Origin of the sequence: Sphingomonas sp. GlSt437, from assembly GCF_048015635.2 — a bacterium.
Lineage (GTDB): Bacteria > Pseudomonadota > Alphaproteobacteria > Sphingomonadales > Sphingomonadaceae > Sphingomonas.
Genome location: NZ_JBPGYA010000001.1, coordinates 120,872 through 139,813 on the forward strand (window position 1 = coordinate 120,872; position 18,942 = coordinate 139,813).

General features: G+C 65.0%; 18 protein-coding genes. 9 read left to right on the forward strand and 9 right to left on the reverse strand.

From position 1 onward, the window contains the following. Positions 1-40: 40 nt before the first annotated feature. From ACLB0R_RS00605 to ACLB0R_RS00620, 4 genes are all read right to left on the reverse strand, one after another. Positions 41-1,150 carry an MlaA family lipoprotein gene (locus ACLB0R_RS00605; RefSeq protein ID WP_434953658.1) on the reverse strand — a complete coding sequence of 370 codons (1,110 nt, stop codon included), beginning with the start codon at positions 1,148-1,150 and terminating at the stop codon, positions 41-43. Positions 1,151-1,233: 83 nt separating this feature from the next. Beyond that, positions 1,234-3,045 carry a translation elongation factor 4 gene (gene lepA / locus ACLB0R_RS00610; RefSeq protein WP_416641244.1) on the reverse strand — a complete coding sequence of 604 codons (1,812 nt, stop codon included), beginning with the start codon at positions 3,043-3,045 and terminating at the stop codon, positions 1,234-1,236. A 61-nt stretch (positions 3,046-3,106) separates the two neighbouring features. After that, the gene (locus ACLB0R_RS00615; protein WP_416641246.1) at positions 3,107-4,732 is read right to left on the reverse strand and encodes a hypothetical protein; all 1,626 of its coding nucleotides are present in this window, start codon (positions 4,730-4,732) and stop codon (positions 3,107-3,109) included. 19 nt (positions 4,733-4,751) lie between these two features. Beyond that, the gene (locus tag ACLB0R_RS00620) at positions 4,752-5,360 is read right to left on the reverse strand and encodes a TetR/AcrR family transcriptional regulator (RefSeq protein ID WP_416641248.1); all 609 of its coding nucleotides are present in this window, start codon (positions 5,358-5,360) and stop codon (positions 4,752-4,754) included. A 59-nt stretch (positions 5,361-5,419) separates the two neighbouring features. Here ACLB0R_RS00620 and ACLB0R_RS00625 point away from each other — a divergent pair, with 59 nt between their 5' ends. Then, positions 5,420-6,319 carry an SDR family NAD(P)-dependent oxidoreductase gene (locus tag ACLB0R_RS00625; protein ID WP_416641249.1) on the forward strand — a complete coding sequence of 300 codons (900 nt, stop codon included), beginning with the start codon at positions 5,420-5,422 and terminating at the stop codon, positions 6,317-6,319. A 108-nt stretch (positions 6,320-6,427) separates the two neighbouring features. Here the strand turns inward: ACLB0R_RS00625 and ACLB0R_RS00630 are convergent, their stop codons facing one another. Beyond that, positions 6,428-7,624, reverse strand: a complete 1,197-nt coding sequence (locus ACLB0R_RS00630) for a hypothetical protein (protein ID WP_434953661.1) — start codon at positions 7,622-7,624, stop codon at positions 6,428-6,430. A 140-nt stretch (positions 7,625-7,764) separates the two neighbouring features. On the opposite strand from ACLB0R_RS00630, the gene ACLB0R_RS00635 reads away from it, so the two are divergent. Beyond that, positions 7,765-8,601, forward strand: coding sequence for a hypothetical protein (locus tag ACLB0R_RS00635; protein WP_416641252.1), 837 nt, complete (start codon positions 7,765-7,767; stop codon positions 8,599-8,601). Positions 8,602-8,661: 60 nt separating this feature from the next. Here ACLB0R_RS00635 and ACLB0R_RS00640 read toward each other — a convergent pair whose 3' ends face one another. After that, the gene (locus ACLB0R_RS00640) at positions 8,662-9,561 is read right to left on the reverse strand and encodes an alpha/beta fold hydrolase (RefSeq protein WP_416641253.1); all 900 of its coding nucleotides are present in this window, start codon (positions 9,559-9,561) and stop codon (positions 8,662-8,664) included. A gap of 132 nt (positions 9,562-9,693) precedes the next feature. Here ACLB0R_RS00640 and ACLB0R_RS00645 point away from each other — a divergent pair, with 132 nt between their 5' ends. Continuing rightward, complete coding sequence (locus ACLB0R_RS00645; RefSeq protein WP_416641255.1) at positions 9,694-10,659, forward strand: CsgG/HfaB family protein; 966 nt, start codon at positions 9,694-9,696, stop codon at positions 10,657-10,659. Between the two features lie 63 nt (positions 10,660-10,722). On the opposite strand, the gene ACLB0R_RS00650 is transcribed toward ACLB0R_RS00645, so the two are convergent. From ACLB0R_RS00650 to ACLB0R_RS00660, 3 genes are read right to left on the reverse strand one after another with little or no spacing between them, the layout of a single operon-like run. After that, a complete protein-coding gene (locus tag ACLB0R_RS00650; protein ID WP_416641256.1) occupies positions 10,723-11,250 on the reverse strand; it encodes an AAA family ATPase in 528 nt (175 codons plus the stop codon). After that, the gene (gene pnuC, locus ACLB0R_RS00655; protein ID WP_416641258.1) at positions 11,247-11,816 is read right to left on the reverse strand and encodes a nicotinamide riboside transporter PnuC; all 570 of its coding nucleotides are present in this window, start codon (positions 11,814-11,816) and stop codon (positions 11,247-11,249) included. The genes ACLB0R_RS00650 and pnuC overlap by 4 nt, the downstream gene beginning before the upstream one ends. Next, on the reverse strand, positions 11,813-12,490 hold the full coding sequence (locus ACLB0R_RS00660) for an HAD-IA family hydrolase (RefSeq protein WP_416641259.1): 678 nt from the start codon (positions 12,488-12,490) through the stop codon (positions 11,813-11,815). Before ACLB0R_RS00660 ends, pnuC begins: the two co-directional genes overlap by 4 nt. A gap of 104 nt (positions 12,491-12,594) precedes the next feature. Between ACLB0R_RS00660 and glmU the strand changes: the two genes are divergently transcribed. The 6 genes from glmU (at position 12,595) to ACLB0R_RS00690 (ending at position 18,925) form a co-directional block, all read left to right on the forward strand. After that, positions 12,595-13,950 carry a bifunctional UDP-N-acetylglucosamine diphosphorylase/glucosamine-1-phosphate N-acetyltransferase GlmU gene (glmU, locus tag ACLB0R_RS00665; protein ID WP_416641261.1) on the forward strand — a complete coding sequence of 452 codons (1,356 nt, stop codon included), beginning with the start codon at positions 12,595-12,597 and terminating at the stop codon, positions 13,948-13,950. Positions 13,951-13,978: 28 nt separating this feature from the next. Then, positions 13,979-14,356 carry a CopG family transcriptional regulator gene (locus ACLB0R_RS00670; protein ID WP_416641262.1) on the forward strand — a complete coding sequence of 126 codons (378 nt, stop codon included), beginning with the start codon at positions 13,979-13,981 and terminating at the stop codon, positions 14,354-14,356. Beyond that, the gene (locus ACLB0R_RS00675) at positions 14,353-14,733 is read left to right on the forward strand and encodes a PIN domain-containing protein (RefSeq protein WP_416641264.1); all 381 of its coding nucleotides are present in this window, start codon (positions 14,353-14,355) and stop codon (positions 14,731-14,733) included. Before ACLB0R_RS00670 ends, ACLB0R_RS00675 begins: the two co-directional genes overlap by 4 nt. Before the next feature lie 17 nt (positions 14,734-14,750). Beyond that, entirely contained in the window at positions 14,751-16,574 is a 1,824-nt protein-coding gene (gene glmS, locus ACLB0R_RS00680; protein ID WP_416641266.1) for a glutamine--fructose-6-phosphate transaminase (isomerizing), read from the forward strand. A 246-nt stretch (positions 16,575-16,820) separates the two neighbouring features. Beyond that, complete coding sequence (locus ACLB0R_RS00685) at positions 16,821-17,027, forward strand: hypothetical protein (protein ID WP_434953665.1); 207 nt, start codon at positions 16,821-16,823, stop codon at positions 17,025-17,027. After that, positions 17,015-18,925 carry a putative bifunctional diguanylate cyclase/phosphodiesterase gene (locus ACLB0R_RS00690; protein WP_416641268.1) on the forward strand — a complete coding sequence of 637 codons (1,911 nt, stop codon included), beginning with the start codon at positions 17,015-17,017 and terminating at the stop codon, positions 18,923-18,925. Before ACLB0R_RS00685 ends, ACLB0R_RS00690 begins: the two co-directional genes overlap by 13 nt. Positions 18,926-18,942: the final 17 nt, after the last annotated feature.

Sequence of the window (18,942 nt, forward strand, 5' to 3'; positions counted from 1 at the left end):
GCACCGCGCGGACGGCGCAGCACCGGCGCAATGGCCGACTTCAGCTATGCGGGGTCGGTGCAGCCGGCGGGGTTGGCGCCGGGGTCGGCTCGGCTGCGGGTGCAGGCTGAGCGGGCGCTGATGCGGCAACGCCGGATACCGGCAATGCGGCCGCTGGCGCCGTCGCCGCTGGGGGCAAGGGTGCCGGGGCTGCCGCCCGATGCCGTGCTCGCCATTTCGCGCTGTGCAGCGCCGCGATTTCCTCGGCGCGCTGGCGCAGATAGAGTTCGCGCGAGGTGACATAGGGGTTGGGATCGTTGGCGCGCAGATCGCGGATCTGGTCGTCGGTCTCGGCGCGGCGATCGAGCGCGCGCAACAACGTCGCCGGCACGCCGAACGCGAGCGTGTTGAAGGGGAAACCGACCGTCTCGGGCACGAGGAAGCGATCCGCCACGTTGCCGATAAAATCGCGCGGCGTCGTCGCGCCGTAGAAGGGCAGATAGATGAACGCGCCGGGCTTTACGCCATAATAGCCGAGCGTATTGGCGAGACCATTGTGGCGATACGGCAGATGGAAGGGCTTGTTCTTGGCGACATCCATCAAGCCGGCCACGCCAATCGTCGAATTGACGGTAAAGCGCCCCAGCGTCTCGGCCGCTTTGCCGGGTTTGAACTGCAGCAGGTAATTCACAAAGACGATCGGCTCGTCGAGATTGAGCAGCAAGTGACGCAGGCCACCGCGCACCGGGTTGGGCAATGCGTGCTTGTAGCCAAGCGCGACCGGCGCGAACATCGCCTTGTCCAACGCCGTGGTGACTTGATACGCCTTGAGATTGGTCCGTTCGAGCGGATCGCCCGGGGCATGGCCGCGCTGGCCTGTGACTGTGATTTCGTTAGGTTGCTTGGCCGCCGCCGGTGTCGGCGCAGGGGTGCTTGCTGTTGAGGCTGGCGGGGCGTCGGCCGCAGGCGGTGTGGACGTCGGCTGTGATGGTGGCGGCGGCGATGGCGGCGCGGTCGTCTGCTGGTCGGTCGCTCCGAGCGCGGTCATATCGACAGTCAGCGTCGATGGCGTGAGACTGGCGGCCCCGGCGAAGAGCAGCGCGGTCGTCATACTCGCGATCATCGCACCGCCCTTTTCGTCGCGGCCGACGCGCCGCACAGCGCGTTGCATCTGGGGCGCGACCGCGCGCGCGTCAAGCGCGATCGGACGGATTGCCTTCCCGGATCGATACGGGCTTTGGGGCCGCGTTGGCGCTAGCCTTCGTCACCCATGCGCAGCGCCGCAATAAAGGCTTCCTGCGGGATGCTGACCGAACCATATTCGCGCATCCGCTTTTTACCTTCCTTCTGCTTTTCCAGCAGCTTGCGCTTGCGCGTCGCGTCGCCGCCATAGCATTTGGCGGTCACATCCTTGCGCAGCGCGGCGATCGTTTCGCGCGCGATCACCTTGCCGCCAATCGCTGCCTGGATCGGGATTTTGAACAAGTGGCGCGGGATCAGGTCCTTCAGCCGCTCGCACATGCCCCTGCCCCGGCTTTCGGCGGTTGAGCGATGGACGATCATGCTGAGCGCATCGACCGGCTCGTTGTTGACGAGGATGCTCATTTTGACCAGATCGCCCTCGCGATAACCGATCTGGTGATAATCGAAGCTGGCATAGCCACGACTGATGCTCTTCAACCGGTCGTAGAAATCGAACACGACTTCGTTGAGCGGCAGTTCGTATGTCAGCTGGGCGCGACCGCCGACATAAGTTAGATTCTTCTGGATGCCGCGCCGATCCTGACACAGCTTAAGGATCGAACCGAGATAGTCGTCGGGCACGTAGATCGTCGCTTCGATCCACGGCTCGGCGATCGTCGCGATCCGATTTGGTTCGGGCATATCGGCGGGATTGTGTAGCTCGATATGGCCGCCATCGTGCGTCAGCTCAATCTCGTACACCACCGAGGGCGCGGTGGTGATCAGGTCGAGATCATATTCACGCGTCAGTCGCTCCTGAATGATCTCGAGGTGCAGCAACCCGAGGAAGCCGCAGCGGAAGCCGAAGCCGAGCGCGGCGCTGGTTTCCATCTCGAACGTGAAGCTTGCATCGTTGAGGCGGAGCTTGCCGATCGAATCGCGCAATTTCTCGAAGTCGTTCGCGTCGATCGGGAACAGGCCGCAGAACACGACCGGCTGTACTTCCTTGAAGCCCGGCAGCGGGGCGAGCGCGGGCCGTTTGGCGTCGGTCAGCGTATCGCCGACGCGGGCCTGCGCGATTTCCTTGATCTGCGCGGTGATGAAGCCGATTTCGCCCGGTCCGAGTTCGGTCAGCTGCTCGATCTTGGGGCGGAAACAGCCGACGCGATCGACCAGATGCTGGGTGCCGGCCTGCATGAAAGTGACTTGCTGGCCCTTTTTCAGCACGCCGTCGATGACGCGGACGAGGATGACGACGCCGAGATACGGGTCGTACCAGCTATCGACCAGCATGGCCTTGAGCGGTGCTGACGCGTCGCCCTTGGGCGGCGGGATGCGGCGAACGATCGCTTCGAGCACATCGCCGATGCCGATTCCGGATTTGGCGCTGGTCAGCACCGCGTTCGAGGCATCGAGGCCAATGACTTCTTCGATTTCCGCCTTCACTTTCTCGGGCTCGGCGGCGGGCAAGTCGATCTTATTGATCACCGGCACGATCTCGTGATCATGCTCGATCGATTGATAGACATTGGCGAGCGTCTGCGCCTCGACGCCCTGCGCCGCATCCACCACCAACAGCGCGCCTTCGCACGCCGCCAAGCTCCGACTAACCTCATAGGCGAAATCAACGTGGCCCGGCGTGTCCATCAGGTTAAGCGTGTAAGTCTCGCCATCCTGCGCGGTATAAGCCAGGCGCACCGTCTGCGCCTTGATGGTGATGCCGCGTTCCTTCTCGATGTCCATATTGTCGAGCACCTGCTCGGACATTTCGCGCTCGCTAAGCCCGCCGGTCGTCTGGATCAGCCGATCGGCGAGCGTCGACTTGCCATGGTCGATATGCGCGATGATCGAGAAGTTGCGGATGTGCGAAAGCGGCGTGGACATCGCCGCCCGTTAGCAAGCGGGCCGGAAAAGGCAATGCGGGCAGTGGTTGGGCGCCGTCGCCTCAGCCGATGCGGAAGCGCAGGAATACCGCGCCCGACCAGCGATCGCCGCCATAGGATGCGCCCAAGGCACCCGGCGCCAAGGTGCGCGACACCAGGCCACCGATGCCCATTTTGAGGTGCGCGAGGATCGGCACGTCGCGCACCGCACCGGCCGAGACCTTGCCGATCGTGTAGGCGGGCCCGTGAAATGCGCCCGACGCGGGCAACAATTCGTCATTATCGACGCGTTCGGCGCGGCCGAACACGGTCCACCCCGCATCGAAGCGCACCGCGCTTTCCAGCACGAAAGCGTCGAGCGTGACCGACGGTTCGGCAGGCTCGTGATCGATGCGGCGGCCCCAGGCGAAGGTTGTCGACCAATAGCCCGCCTCGCCTACTGGCCGGGTGTAGATGGCGCTCGCCGAATAGCGTTCCTGGTCCTGATCAGGCGTCACCTCTTCCGGGCTGTGTTGATTGGCGTAGGACACTTGCAGCGCAAGGGTTCGCGTTGGGTTCCAGCTCAGCCGCGCGGCGATCGAATCGACCTTAGGCGCTTCGATATCGTAGCGATGCTGGTCGGGCTCGCGCCCGCGAAAGCCCGAGACTTCCGCTTTCACATTGCCGACCGCAATGCCGCCCGTGATCACGCCCTGGGTGCCATGCGTGCTGTCGAGCCAGTGATGGCTGATCGGCGCTTCGGGATCATCGGCGATCGACAAGCGATGGACATAGGCAGGCGGCCCGAACGCGGGATCGCCGACTTCGCCGTAAAAGAGATAACCGCTGACCCGATCGCTGAAGCGATGCGACAGCGCCAGCGACAGCTCGCTGACCAGATCGTGCGGGTGCTGGCGATCGATCAGCTGGGTGCGGCCGTCCGCCGTCTCACCGGTAGCGAACAGCAGCGGATAGCCGCGCGGCCCCATCAGCGGATCGGGCGCGACCGCGACGCGAATCTGCAGCCGATCGCGCGGCGACAAATCGCGCTGCGCTGCGCCCATGATGTGGCCGAGCACGAAAAGCTTGTCGTCACCGCGCGGGCCGCTCTGGTCGCTATAGACAAGGTTGACGGTGCCGTGGAGCATCAGCGACCAGCCGCCTGCCGAGCCGTGCAGCCCGTCATGCGGCGACACATCGGGTTGCCAGCTGGTGCCCGAGGCATCGCGATTGCCCGAATAGCCGCCGAACGCGCTGACCATCATATGGTGGCCGGCATGGCCCGAATGATCCATGCCCGGCATATCCGCCATGCTGGCCGTTGCGTCGCTCGATTGGTCCGCTTCGTGGTCGTGCCCTGCCATTGGTGCGGCGGCGGGAGGCGGCGAGAGCGGGGCAGCCGGCGGTGGCGAATGGTCGGCATGATCCAGGTGATCGGCCTCGCCCATGTCCATCGCGGGCATTGGCGCGCTGGCCGGTGGCGGCGCCGGGGAGGCGGATGCCGGCTTGGCGGCAGGCACCGGCGCCTTGTGCGCAGGGTGAGGCTTGGGTTTGGCGGCGGGCGCCGGCTTGGTCGTCGCGTGGGAGTGGGTCATGTCCATCCCCGGCATCGCCTGCGCAAGCGCCACGCTGGGGACAGCGCCAAGCATCAGGCCAACGGCTTTCACGATACGCACTGCTTCACTCCGACGCACGACGAGTGCGGCCATGCCACATATTTCGCTCGGTTCAAGCGACGAGCCAGCCCTTGATCATCGACCGCGCCCCTTCGCGCGCGGCGTGTTCCGCCTGATCGCGCGTCAACTGGCCGTCGAGCGCCAGCGTACCGGCGCCGTGAGCGAGCGCCCATAATTCGACCGCGCAGGCCGCCGGATCCAAGCCGGGCAAGCCGCGCTCCTCGATCAGCCGGCCGATCATCGCGAGCAACGTTTCGGCAGGCGCGGCGGCGGCGCGTTGCAATTCGGGGTAGCGCGAAGGTTCGGCGAATTCCGGGCCTTTCATCAACCGGTAGAGATTGGGGTTATCGAGCACGAACGCGACGTACGAGGCCGATCCCGCGACCAAGGCTTCGGCGGGATCGTCGCCCGCATCGGCCTGCACCGCGAGCTTGCGCTGCTGGAGCCGCTCGAACCCCGCCGCCGCGACCGCCGCGAGCAGCGCCGCGCGATCGGCGAAATGGTGATAAGGCGCCATCGGGCTGACCCCGATCGCCCGCGCCAGCCCGCGCAGCGACAAGGCCGCCGGGCCGTCACGCTCGAGCGCTTCGAGCGCCGCTGCGATCAGCGCCGCGCGCAATTCGCCATGGTGATAGCGTTTGGGGTCCGCCGCGATGCTCATTGACGCGCTGTACGCGCGAATCTATACGACGCCAACTTTACAACGTAAGGATTGAGTCGATGCTGACAGTGATGACCGGCGGCACACGGGGGCTGGGCAGGGTTGCAGCGACGCAAATCGCGCCCGGCGGTACGAGGATCATGGGCGCGCGGCGCATCTTGGATGCCCGCGCGGCGCGGCGCGGTGACGGCCCCCCGCCCGGCTGGCGGCCGCTCCCGCTCGATCTGGCGAGCCTTGCCAGCGTGCGCTCCTTCGCCGCCGCCCTGCCGGATGAGCCGATCACGCACCTGATCCTCAACGCCGGCGGCCAGCGATCGGACGATCGGGCCCGCACCATCGATGGCTTTGAGACGACCTTCGCGAGCAATCACCTGGCGCATTATCTGCTGCTGCGACTATTGATGCCGCGCCTCGCGCTCGGCGCGCGCATCGTGATTACCTCGAGCGGCACGCACGATCCCGCCGAAAAGACCGGGGTGCCGCCGCCGCGCCACGCCAAGGCTGAGTGGCTGGCGCATCCCGAGCGCAACCCTGATCATGACCGCATCGGCGCGGTTGCGGGCATGCGCGCTTATTCCTCATCAAAGCTCTGCAATCTGCTCACCGCACGCTATCTGGCGACAACCGACGAAGCGCGCGCCAAGGGCTGGCAAGTGTTCGCCTATGATCCCGGGCTAACGCCCGGCACTGGCCTGGTCCGCAATCAGCCCTGGTTCGTCCGCGCGCTCGTCTGGCCGTTGCTGCCGCTGGTCCAGCCCTTCGCGGCCGGCATGAATTCGCTGAAGGACGCCGGGCGCGGCCTTGCCGAGCTGGCGACCACGGCCGCGGCGCCCGAAGGCCGCGTCTATGCCGCGCTCCCCCGAGGCAAGCTCACTTGGCCCGACCCATCCGAGCTGGCGCGAGACGATGCGGTGACGACGGCATTGTGGCACGATAGCGCGCAGCTGGTGGGGCTTTGAGGGCAGCCCCCCGCCGCTAATCCCCTAACCAACCCGCCACGATCTCGTTCACTCGCGCGGACGCCGTGGACACTGCCGATCGATGAGATTCCTGACCCGGTGCGTCGATCAGTTGGTCGCGCTTGTCATCCGGTCCGGCAGGTCATCGGCACCGCGCGGAATGATCAGCTCCTTTGGCATGACGAACGACGTGCGGGGCGGGTCGTCATAGGCACTGATATTGATTGGCGGCGGTTGATTGACCGCGCGGCACTTGCCGGGATGATCCCAAAATTCAAGGCAGGCGATGCTATCATTGACGATCTGGGCCTTGGCAAAGCCGCGACCGCCCCCCTGCAGATCGAAGACAGCCTGAATCTCGTAGGCGCCACGGCGCGGCCGCCCGCGCCGCGCGATCACCACCGAGCTCTGGATAAGCCTGTCGTAAGGCCAGGTGTAGGAATCAAGTTTGATGGACGCGATCACCCGATCGTCGACCAGCGTGCCGCTCGCGATGATATTGTGGAGAAAATCGATATTGCGCTGCGTGTCGATTGCTTCCTGCCGGCGGCGGTCGCGCTCGGTATAATCGATCGTGCTCGTCCCCACCGCCTCGAATACCGTCGAAAGCTGGGTGGGCGCGTTCGGCACGCTGTGGACTTCTCCCTTGAAGCCGGAACCATCGCATTTGCCGATCCACACCGATCCATCGGTCAGGTCGAACAGCCGACAGAACGAGCCCTGGCGCCGGCCGATCAGGCCGCTGTCGTGCAGCCCGCCCGATCCCCGAAAGCTGCCGCGAACGATGACGCCTTGAAATTCAAGATCGACCTGAAGACTACCGCCGACGCGGCCGCCGCAGCCCCTGCCCCCTTCCTTGCAATAGATTGGCGGGTGCCGCGCATCGTCAGCCTTCCACGTGGAGAGCGTGCCACTGTAATTGCCGAAATAGCTGACCTTGCCGTGGAAATCGTCCGGCAGGGTTTCGGCTCTCGATTCGACCTGCGGCACATGATCCTGCGCAACGGCATCGGCCGGCGGGAGTGAGAAGACCCCCAGCAACAATGCCATTGGCAAACCGATCCGATGCATGCCGATTCCCCCTGTTCTCATCAGCAGCGGCATAGCACCGGTCCGCGGGTTAAGCGATATCATGACGTCATGATGGCACGTTGGTAGCGGATAAAATATGCTCGTCATTTTCGCTCGGCGGCGGGCCTCGAATGACGCAACAGCGCGGGCGGCAGTTGGCGCTACGGCGAGGATCGCGTGGAAAATTCCGCTGCAGAAGAGGGGGTTGCACCGTTGCGGGATAACGATCGGCAACACGGTTTCCACGGCGATGTCGACAGCTGAACGTGACGGCCGGGGAGGCTCACCCCGACAGATTTTCGGCTATTCTCCCCGCTCGATTTGTGAAAAAAGTGACGTCATGACGCCAGCCTGGCGAATCGGAGCACGCCCCGATGAAATTCCTCCTGCTGTTTCTCGCGCTCATCGGTCTTGGCAGCTGCGATTGGGTGCAAAACACCTTCTGGTCGCGCGACGCTGAACTGCACAGCCATTATGAAGCGCAGATTGCGCAGCACCGGGCGGAGGAAGAACGCCTGCGCATCGAAGCGATGAAGCGCGATCGTCACTTGCATGACGACAGTGAGGTTCCGCCGCCCGACGGTTGGCTGACGCTCGATTTCGCCTGTTCAGGGTCGCTGCGCCGCGCGCAATGGCTCGTCTGCGAGCATGAGGAACTGGGCCAGCTTCACCGCCGGCTCGCGCTAAAATGGGAAGCGGCTTATCGGAGTGCGTCGCCCGAGCGCCTCAACGTGTTAGCCGCTCAGCAGAATGCCTTTATCGGCGAGCGCAATGCCTGCGAGGACATTCCTTGCGTGGCCGCGGCCTATCATCGCTATCTCGACGGCGACCAATTTGAGGTCCCGAAGCCATATTATGCCGCAACGGTGTATCCGGCTGCCACGCCCTGGCATGGTGAACGCCGGTACGGTGAAGTCTCGCGCCGGCGCTACACCCATGCGCGCGCCGGCTATAAGTACATCGTCGAGCGCGATTACGGCGACTATCACCGTGGCCATGATCGCTTCTTGCCAGGCATTCCGGCATCGCGCAGCTGCATCGGCGAGATCGGCTTTGCCTCGGCCCAGCGGCTCAGTGAACGGTGTGATTCAGTGACGCCGGGGCTGAGTTCGCTGTGCAGCATCCACAATAGCTGCGATGGCATTCGCGTCCAGATCGATCGCGGCTGCAGCCTGACCAGCGACAAGCCGGACTATTGCCGACATTATTGAGGCTCTGGCCTATTGTTCGGGCAGCCCGCTACCAGTGCACCCTTGGGGAACGTAACGCCCCTATCGGCTCAGCCACGCCGCCACTATCTCGTTCACCCGCTCGGGCGCTTCCTGCTGCACCCAGTGCGATACTTGCGGCAGGCGTTCGAGGCGAAAGTCGGCGCAATACGCGTCCGTCCCCTCGGTGCAGCGGATGTTGAGCGCGGTGTCTTCCTCGCCCCAGATCATCAGCGTCGGCACGTCGACGCGGCCATCGCCTGCCTTGAAATAAGCGCCGTCGCGGAAATTGGCGCGGTAGTAATTGACCATCGCGGTCGCCGCGCCGGGCTGGCAGGACGCGGCGGCGTAGAGGTTGAGCAGCTCGCGCGGGAAGCGGCTCTTGTCGATCGCCATGTCGCGGAACACACGGCGGATCGCCGCCCCACCCCGCCGCGTCAGACCGCGCTCGGGCAGCCAGGGCAGCTGGAAGAAATAGACGTACCAGCTGCGCCTGATCTGTCGCCAATGCTTGAGCTCGCGCTGGAAGACCAGCGGGTGCGGCACGTTCATGATGACGAGGCGGGAGAGCGGGCGGATGCGGCGGATTGCGAAGGTCCAGGCGATGATCGCGCCCCAATCATGCGCGACCAGCATTACCTCGCGCGCGCCACTTGCGTCGATCAACGCGGCGACATCCTCGCAGAGGCGATCGAGATGATAAGCGGCGATGCCGGTGGGTCGCGTCGTCGTGCCATAACCGCGCAGATTGGGCGCCCAGACGCGCCAGCCCTGCGCCGCCAGCATCGGCATCTGGTAGCGCCAGCTGAGGTTGAGTTCGGGAAAGCCGTGCAAGCAGAGCGCCAGCCGGTCGCGACCATTGTCTACCCCTGCCTCGGCCAGCTCGAAATCGATGCCGTTCGCTGTCAACCGGCGCAGCGTGATGCCGCTGTCGGCCGCCGGTTGCCAGGTCCATTGCCCCATGCCCCCCTCCCTCCATTACGCAGCCGTTCGGACGTGCGTTTGACGCAAAACGCCTATACAAGTCTGATGCAGGATCGCCATGTTCGGGGCATAATCCGCCATGGCAGCCGAATTTGGTAGGGGGAGCATGGAATGAACAAGACGGGATGGCTCGTTACCGCCGCGATGATCGTTACGACAGCGGTACCAGCTGAAGCGCAGAAGCTTGCCAAGCCTTCAAGCGGGCAGAAGTTGCAGGAAGCCACCGCTAATGACGTGCCGCACTGCGCGCGCAAGCTGGGCACGCTGTCGATCCGCGATGGCGACGATCCGCTGCCGTGGACGCAGAACAGCCTTGCCCCGCCCTCCAAGCTGCTCAAGGTACTGGTCGCGCGCTCCGGCTGCTTCAGCCTCGTCGATCGCGGTGCCGGTCTCAACGCCGCGCAACAAGAGCGCGACATCGGCAACGACTTGGGCCTGCAGCGCCGCTCCAATGTCGGCCAGGGCCAGATCAAGGCCGCCGATTATGTGATGGTCGCCGAAATTCAGGGCGCCAACAGCAATGTCAGCGGCAGCGCGGCAGGCGCGGTCGCGGGCGCCGTGGTCGGCGGTGCGTTCGGCGGCCTGCTCGGCGGCATTCGCAGCAAAAAGGCCGAGGCAAACACGGTGCTGTCGATCGTCAACGTGCGAACGACTGAAACGCTGGCGGTTGAGGATGGCTATGCCGCCAAAAAGGACGTCGGCTTCGCGGTCGGCGGCGTGTTCGGCGCCGGCGGAGTCGGCGGCGGCGGCATCGGCGGCGGTTATGACAATACCGATATCGGCCGTGTCGTGACGTTATCGTTCATCCAGGCCTATACCAAGCTGGTCAATTCGCTGGGGTTGGTGCAGCCGGGCGACGCGGCGACGGCGGAAGCGGCACCCGCAAAGACCTACACCGCGCAGGGGCCCGTCGCGCTCCACAAGACCCCGGCTGCGGCTGGCGCGGTAATCCGCACTCTGCCGCCGGGCGCGATCCTCTACCCGACCGGCAACAAGAACGGCCTATGGTGGGAAGTGGCGGACGAGAATGACAATGTCGGCTGGGTGTTGAATACGAAACTGGCGCCATCGCGCTAGTGAGCGCTCCGACATCCTCCCCCCTTGCGGGAGAGGATGTGGGTGGCCCCTTCTAGTAGGTTGCTACCCCGCCACGCCCAGTTCATGCAGCGCCGTTAGTGCGTGGTCGAACCGGTCCTCGCCCGCGCCGCCAACCAGCGTCCACGCGACGCCGCGGCGGTTGAGCTCGGCCTTGGAAAGATCGAAGAAGCGCCGCCGCTCGGCTTCGCTGCCAAACATGCGCGTGCCGTCATCGACCCAGGGCAGATCGATGTCGAGCAGCAGGTAGAGATCGGCGACGCCTTTCCACCGCGCGAACCAGGGATCGCGGGTGCCGAACAGCATGTCGGCCCACACCGCGGTCATCAGCGGATCGGTATCGAGGAACAGCGGGTCGGCGCCCGTCGCCAGCGCGCTCTGCGTCATCGCATCGTGCGTCTCGGCGATCGTCACCAGATCGGCCATGGTGAAATCGATGCCGCGCCGCTCGGCAAAGGTGCGGCCATATTCGGGCACGAACATCGTGTCGAAATGCCGGGCGAGCCGCGTGATCAGCGTCGATTTGCCGGTGCTTTCGGGGCCGTGCAGGCAGATGGTGCGCGGATGGCTCATGCCGATGCCGCTCGACGCGCGGCACGTTGCCAGTCGACCAAGCCCCAGATCGAGATCGCCAGCAGCACGAGGTACACCGCCGCGGTCAGCCACAAATCCTTGGCGGCGTAGAGCCCGATCGCGACGATATCGACCGCGATCCACAGCACCCAATTCTCGATCGCGCGGCGCGACATCAGGATTTGCGCGGCAATGCTCATCATCGCGACACTCGCATCCCACCAGGGATAGGCCGCATCGGTAAAGCGGTGCGCCAGCCAGCCCCAGCCGAGCGTCGCGGCGACGATCCCGCCAGCCCAGCCGACCCGCGTGCGCGCGCCGAGCCGCTCGACCACAACCGCGCCGCTTTCACCCTTGCTTGCTGCCCAATTCCACCATCCATAAAGCTGGACGATGAAGAAGAAGATTTGCAGCAATGCGTCACTATAAAGACGACTGCGAAAAAAGATGATGGCGTAAAGCGTTACCGCGGCAAGGCCGATGGGATAGTTCCATAAGGATCGCCGCGCGACCAGCGCGACATTGACCAGCACGAGGACAGCGGCGACCGCCTCGAGTGGCGTCATCCCCGGCCGAGCCGGGCGAGCGTGGGAATGAGCTCGTCGAAATGGTCGATCACCGCATCGGCGCCCAATTCCTCGACCGGCCCGAGCAGGAAACCAAAGCTGACCGCGACGCTGGGGATGCCGGCATTTTGCGCGGCCTGGATGTCGTAGATCGAGTCGCCGACAAACGCGGCACGGCCGCCGCCGCCACGGGCAATCATCGCGTGGATCGGCGCCGGCGAGGGCTTGGCATTGGCGGTGCCCAGCGTGTCACCCCCGATGATCGTGAAAAACCGATCGGCCAGGCCAAGCTCGCTCAGCGCCTTGACCGCCAGCGCCTCGAACTTGTTGGTGACGACGGCGGTCTTGACGCCCATGTCGGCCAGCGCATCGAGCGCGGCGATGGCGCCGTCGAACGGCCTGGTGTGATCGGCGACATGGGCTTCGTAGAAACGCAGCATGTCCTTGTAGAGCGGCCGGAAATCCTCGGGCAGCCCGCCGGTTTCCTCCAGCGCCTTGATCAGCGTGTTCTTGGCACCCGCGCCGATCAGCGGCTTGACTTGCTCGACGCTGAGCAACAGCCGCCCGGCGAGCCCGAGCGCGTGGTTGACCGCGGCGCGCAGGTCCTCGCTCGTGTCGAGCAAGGTGCCGTCGAGATCGAAGCCGATAATGTCGAAGGGAAAATCAGACGTCATTGCGGCTGCTGGTGCCAGCAAGGGGATGGGGTTGGCAAGCCATTAGGCTCCAACAGCGATGTGCGACGCTTTCGTACAAGCCGCGTACGCGATAAAGGCACCGAATGACGACCCCGCCCCTCGCCGCCATCATCCTTGCCGCGGGCAAGGGTACGCGCATGAAATCCGATCTACACAAGGTGCTCCATCCCATCGCCGGGCGGCCGATGCTGCTGCACCTCGCGGCGAGCGTGCAGGCGCTCGACCCCGCAGAGATTGTGGTGGTGACAGGCGCAGGGCGCGAGCAGGTTGAGGCTGCGGTGGCGCCGCTCGGCATCAAGATCGCGCTCCAGGCGGAGCAACTCGGCACCGGCCATGCGGTGCGGCAGGCGGAAGAAGAGTTGGCGGGTTTCAACGGCGATGTGCTGATCCTTTACGGCGACGTGCCGCTGGTGACGACCGAGACGATGCGGCGCATGATCGCGCGCCTCCACGCCGACGATGCGCCGGCTTGTGTCGTGCTCGGCTTCCGCCCCGCTGACCCCGGAGCCTATGGCCGAGTGATTGCCGGTGGCGCCGGGCTGATCACCAAGATGGTCGAGTATAAGGACGCCTCGCCCGAAGAGCGCGCTGTTACGCTGTGCAATTCCGGGCTGATGGCAGTGCGGGCGGCCGACCTGTTCGGGCTGCTGGCGCGGGTGACGAACCAGAACGCGGCGGGCGAATATTATCTGCCCGATATCGTCATGCTCGCCGCCGCCGATGATCGGGCGTCAGCGGTGATCGAGACGAGCGCTGACGAAGTCGCCGGGGTCAACAGCCGAGGCGAGCTTGCCGCGCTGGAGCTTGTCTGGCAGCAACGCCGCCGCGCGCAGGCGATGGCCGATGGTGCCACGCTGATCGCGCCGGAGACGGTTTGGTTCGCTTATGACACCCAAATCGGCCGTGATGTGGTGATCGAACCCAATGTCGTGTTCGGCCCCGGCGTGTCGGTCGCGGACGGGGCAGTGATCCACGCCTTCAGCCACCTCGACGGCGCGACGGTGGGCGCGGGCGCCAGCGTCGGCCCCTATGCGCGGCTGCGCCCCGGCGCAGTGCTCGGCGCGAAATCGCGGGTCGGCAATTTCGTCGAGGTGAAGAACGCGACACTCGGCATGGGCGCAAAGGCCAATCACCTCACTTATCTCGGCGACGCGACCATCGGCGCCGGCGCGAATATCGGCGCGGGCACGATCACCTGCAATTATGACGGGTTTTTCAAATACAAAACCGAGATCGGCGCGGGCGCGTTCATCGGCTCCAATTCGGCGCTGGTCGCCCCGGTCAGCATTGGCGACGGCGCGATCGTGGCGGCGGGATCAGTGGTGACCAAGGACGTCGAGGCCGACTCGCTCGCCCTCGTCCGCCCGCCGCAGCAAGCCAAGCCGGGCTGGGCCGCGCGTTTCCGCGAGGCGATGCTCGCAAAGAAAGCTGGCAGATGATATCATGATATGATATCAAGATATCACCATGACCCGCATCCTCGCTGACTTACCCGACGACGAGATCAAACGGCTCGACCGGATCGCTGCCGAACGCGGCATCTCGCGCGCCGCCGTGCTGCGCGAGGCGGTCGCGACCTATCGGGCGCAGGAGCCGGAGGCGGGCAAGCTCGACTGGCTCGAAGCGGGATTTGGGCTGTGGGCGCGGCATGGCTTGGCTCATGACCCACATGACTATGAACGCAAGCGCCGCGCCGAATGGACCCGCCCCTGGGACGATGATTACGAGGAAGTGCGCGCCGAATCGCCCGATATGTTCGATGCCGAGGACGATCGGCAGCGGCAAATCTATCTTGATATGATGGCGGGGAAATACCCGACACCCAAGGCGCCCGAGGCGAAGTGAGCGGCTTTGCTTTCGATGCCAATATCGTCATCGACGCCTTGGCGGGATATTCCCCCGCGCAGGCGGAAATCGCGCGGGCGGTAACGATGGGCTCGCGCCCTTGGATAAGCCGCATGGCGTGGATCGAAGTCTTGTCGAAGGGCAGTGAAGTCGTTGTCCGTGAAGCACTGAAATTTCTGGGGCATTTCGGCATGGACGAAATCGACGAGGAAATTTCACTGCGCGCCGCCGCATTGCGCCGCGAGCGCCCCCGGCTTAAATCGCCTGACGCCATCATCCTCGCGACCGCGCAGCTGCGTGGCCGCATTCTTGTAACCCGCAACACCAGGCATTTCCCGGCGGAAATGCCGGGCATCCGCGTTCCCTACATCCTCTAAGCGAAAGACCCTCTATCATGTGCGGTATCGTTGGCATTGTCGGCACGGATCAGGTCGCGGATCGGCTGCTCGATGGGCTGAAGCGGCTGGAATATCGCGGCTATGACTCGGCCGGCATCGCCACGGTCCATGCTGGGCAGATCGAGCGGCGGCGCGCATCGGGCAAGCTTGTCAACCTGGCGAAAGAGCTGGCCGCCGATCCGCTGCCCGGCACGACGGGAATCGCCCACACCCGCTGGGCAACGCATGGCGGGCCGACGACCAACAACGCTCACCCGCATGCGACCGGCGAAGTCGCGCTGGTCCACAATGGCATCATCGAGAATTTCAAGGCGCTCCGCGACGAGCTGATCGCCCGCGGCCGGACGTTCACTAGCGAGACCGACACCGAAGTCGTCGCGCATCTGGTGAGCGAGAAGGTCGAAGCCGGGATGAGCCCGGCGGACGCGGTGCGCGAGGTGCTGCCGCGCCTGCACGGCGCGTTTGCGCTTGCCATCTTGTTCCGCCAGCACCCCGAGCTTCTGGTCGGCGCGCGGCTCGGCTCGCCTTTGGTCGTCGGCTATGGCGATGGTGAGACCTATCTGGGGTCGGACGCGCTGGCGCTGGCGCCGCTCACCCAGCGCATTGCCTATCTGGAGGAAGGCGATTGGGTCGTCATCACCGCCGACGGCGCCGAGATTTTCGACAAGGACAATAACCCGGTCGAGCGGCCGATCACCATCTCGGGCGTGACCGGCGAGCTCGTGTCGAAGGGCAATCATCGCCACTTCATGCTCAAGGAAATCTACGAGCAGCCCATCGTCGTCGCGCAGACGCTGCGCAGTTACCTGCAGCGGATGGAGGACCGCGTTACCCTCCCCATCCCCGACTTCGATCTCGCCGGCATCAAGCGCGTCACGATCGTCGCCTGCGGGACCAGCTTCTATGCCGGCATGGTCGCCAAATATTGGTTCGAGCAATTCGCGCGTGTGCCGGTCGACTTGGATGTCGCGTCCGAGTTCCGCTATCGCGCGCCGGTGATGGAGGAAGGCGGGCTGATGATCGTGATCAGCCAATCGGGCGAGACTGCCGACACCCTCGCCGCGCTGCGCCATGCCAAATCCGAAGGCCAGAAAATTGCTGCCGTCGTCAACGTGCCGACCAGCACCATGGCGCGCGAGGCGGACTTGCTGCTGCCGACGCATGCCGGGCCGGAGATCGGCGTCGCCTCGACCAAGGCGTTCACTTGCCAGCTGGCCGTGCTCGCCGCGCTGGCCGCCAATCTTGCGCGCGCCAAGGGGCGACTGAGCCCGGTCGAGGAAAAGGCGATCGTCAAGCATCTGGCGGAAGCGCCCGCCGCGCTCAATGCCGCGCTTGCTTATGACGAAGCGATCCAGGCGATGGCGCATAATGTCGCGGTGGCGCGCGACGTGCTCTATCTGGGGCGTGGCACTGATTATCCGCTGGCGCTGGAAGGCGCGCTGAAGCTGAAGGAAATCAGCTACATCCATGCCGAGGGCTATGCGGCGGGCGAGATGAAGCACGGCCCCATCGCGCTGATCGACGAGAATGTCCCCGTCATCGTTATCGCGCCAAGCGGGCCGCTGTTCGAGAAAACCGTCAGCAACATGCAGGAAGTGCAGGCGCGCGGCGGCAAGGTCGTGCTGATCAGCGATTATGACGGTGTGCAGGCGGCCGGCGACAATTGCCTGGCGACGATCACCATGCCCAAGGTTCATCCGCTGATCGCGCCGTTGGTCTATGCGGTGCCGGTTCAGCTGCTGGCTTACCATGTCGCGGTGGCGAAGGGCACCGATGTGGACCAGCCGCGAAACCTCGCGAAGTCGGTGACTGTGGAATAGCGCCTTTCCAATCCTCCCCCACCAGGGGGAGGTGTCGCCGAAGGTGACGGAGGGGGAGGACTCCTTCTCCTGGTGATTGCTTCCTCCCCCTCCACCAGCCTGCGGCTGGTCCCCCTCCCCCTGGCGGGGGAGGATTAAAGCGACGCCCCGACGCACCATCCATCCCGTCCCCCAACACCGTTTACGACGCCTTAACCCTAGGCGCTTACCCCCTTGTAACCGTAACGATCGGGGATTGAGGGAACGATGGCGCACGCGGCTTTTGGCCGGCGATTGGGGTATCAGGCGGGGCCTTCGGGCGCGCCGATGCCTGCGGTGCGCCGTCTGCCCCTCGATATCGTCCCGATTCAATCCGACCGATCGATCGACGGGCCGGACGATTTTCCCATCAGCTATTGGACCATGCCCGCGCTCGCCGCGCGGCCAAACGGGGGTGCCTTGTGCGCATATTGATCGTCGATGACGAACCCGCGATGCACGACAGCTATCGCCGCTGCTTCGCGCCTGCTGACGCCGGCGAAGGCGATGCGCTGCACGCCATGGCCGCCGAGCTGTTCGGCGATGACGACGCGCCTGCCGCCGCGCCGGCGGACGCCGATGACGCGCCGATCCTCACCCATTGCCAGCAAGGCCTGGACGCGGTCGAGGCGGTGCGCCTCGCGCTGGCCCAGAACGATCCCTTCGCGGTCGCCTTTATCGACGTGCGCATGCCGCCGGGCATCGACGGCAAGGAAACCGCCAAGCGCATCCGCGCCATGGACCCCGACATCAACCTCGTCATCGTGACCGGCTATTCGGATTTCTCGCCGATCGAGATTTCCAAGGAAGCCGGGCCCGCCGACAAGATCTTCTACATCGCCAAGCCGTTCGAAATCGCCGAGATCACCCAGACGGCGACCGCGCTCGGCAAGCGCTGGAGCCTCGACAAGGAACTCGCGACCGCGCGCGCGCAGCTCGCCGAACAAGTGGTGACGCTCGAAGCGCAGAGCGCCGAGCTGGCCGCGAACGAAAGCCATGCCCGCCATATGGCGAACCATGATTCGCTGACCGATGCGCCCAATCGCCTCGCCTTTCAGCTCGCGCTGACCGAACGCGCGCGCGGCCAGGGCCGCTTTGCCGTCGCGATGGTCGATCTCGATCGCTTCAAGCTCGTCAACGACACCCTCGGCCACTTGGCCGGCGACGAGCTGATCCGCCAGATGTACGCGCTGCTCGATCGCTCGGTGCCCGAAGGCGGCATCATCGCGCGGCTAGGCGGCGACGAATTCGGCGTATTGTTCGATACCCCCGGCGACGAAGCCGCGGTGATGGGCTGCGAGCTGATGCTGCGGGCGTGCTCGGGCACGTTCAAAGTGATGGGCCATTCCGTCCAGGTCGGCGCGTCGATCGGCGTCGTCGTGTCGGACGCGCAACCGGTGCGCGACCCCATCGATGTGATGCGCCGCGCCGATCTCGCGCTCAACGAAGCCAAGCGTCAGGGCCGCGGCATCGTGCGGCTGTTCGACGAGAGCATGGACGAATCGATCCGCTTTCGCCGCCGCATCGAAGGCGGTCTGGGCGGCGCGATCGCGGCAGGCGAGCTGAGCCTTGCCTATCAGCCGATCGTCGCGGGGCATGACCTGGAGATTACCGGCTTCGAAGCGCTGCTGCGCTGGAATACGGAAGAATTCGGGCCGATTTCGCCCGCGATGTTCATCCCGATCGCCGAGGAATCGAACCTGATCCACGAGCTGGGCGACTGGGTGCTCGCCGAGGCGCTGAAGGAGCTTGATCACTGGCCGGGCCAATATGTGTCGGTCAATTTCTCGCCGCGCCAGTTCCGCCGCCAGAATTTCGTCGGCCGGCTGATGGAGCAAGTGCAACAGGCCGGCGTCGAACCCGGCCGCGTCCAGATCGAGATCACCGAGACCGCGATTTTCGACGATGCCGATCACGCCGCCGATACGCTCTACAAGCTGCGGCAAATGGGCTTCCGCATCGCGCTCGACGATTTCGGCACGGGCTATTCGAGCCTCTACAACATTCGCAAATTCGCACTCGATTGCCTGAAGATCGACAAGAGCTTCATCGACGGCATGGGCCGCGAGCGCGAGAGCGCCGCGATCGTGCATTCGATCGTCCATCTCGGCCGCGCGCTGGGGCTGGGTGTGGTTGCCGAAGGCGTCGAGACCGAAGCGCAATTGCAGGCGCTGCGCATGGCGGGCGCGAGCCACTGCCAGGGCTATTATTTCTCCCGGCCGGTCCGCGCCGAACTGGCGCGCGAGATGGCGGCGGCGCGGTACATTCAGGGCCAGGACGACCCCGGCGACGCGCCTTTGGTTACGGCACCCGTCACCGGCACCCACGGCTGAGCAGGCTAAAAGTGGCA

Coding starts and splice junctions, on each gene's coding strand:
- ACLB0R_RS00605 (WP_434953658.1), bottom strand. CDS start 1,150: ATGCAACGCGCTGTGCGGCGCGTCGGCCGCGACGAAAAGGGCGGTGCG.
- lepA (WP_416641244.1), bottom strand. CDS start 3,045: ATGTCCACGCCGCTTTCGCACATCCGCAACTTCTCGATCATCGCGCAT.
- ACLB0R_RS00615 (WP_416641246.1), bottom strand. CDS start 4,732: ATGGCCGCACTCGTCGTGCGTCGGAGTGAAGCAGTGCGTATCGTGAAA.
- ACLB0R_RS00620 (WP_416641248.1), bottom strand. CDS start 5,360: ATGAGCATCGCGGCGGACCCCAAACGCTATCACCATGGCGAATTGCGC.
- ACLB0R_RS00625 (WP_416641249.1), top strand. CDS start 5,420: ATGCTGACAGTGATGACCGGCGGCACACGGGGGCTGGGCAGGGTTGCA.
- ACLB0R_RS00635 (WP_416641252.1), top strand. CDS start 7,765: ATGAAATTCCTCCTGCTGTTTCTCGCGCTCATCGGTCTTGGCAGCTGC.
- ACLB0R_RS00640 (WP_416641253.1), bottom strand. CDS start 9,561: ATGGGGCAATGGACCTGGCAACCGGCGGCCGACAGCGGCATCACGCTG.
- ACLB0R_RS00645 (WP_416641255.1), top strand. CDS start 9,694: ATGAACAAGACGGGATGGCTCGTTACCGCCGCGATGATCGTTACGACA.
- ACLB0R_RS00650 (WP_416641256.1), bottom strand. CDS start 11,250: ATGAGCCATCCGCGCACCATCTGCCTGCACGGCCCCGAAAGCACCGGC.
- pnuC (WP_416641258.1), bottom strand. CDS start 11,816: ATGACGCCACTCGAGGCGGTCGCCGCTGTCCTCGTGCTGGTCAATGTC.
- ACLB0R_RS00660 (WP_416641259.1), bottom strand. CDS start 12,490: ATGACGTCTGATTTTCCCTTCGACATTATCGGCTTCGATCTCGACGGC.
- glmU (WP_416641261.1), top strand. CDS start 12,595: ATGACGACCCCGCCCCTCGCCGCCATCATCCTTGCCGCGGGCAAGGGT.
- ACLB0R_RS00670 (WP_416641262.1), top strand. CDS start 13,979: ATGACCCGCATCCTCGCTGACTTACCCGACGACGAGATCAAACGGCTC.
- glmS (WP_416641266.1), top strand. CDS start 14,751: ATGTGCGGTATCGTTGGCATTGTCGGCACGGATCAGGTCGCGGATCGG.
- ACLB0R_RS00685 (WP_434953665.1), top strand. CDS start 16,821: ATGGCGCACGCGGCTTTTGGCCGGCGATTGGGGTATCAGGCGGGGCCT.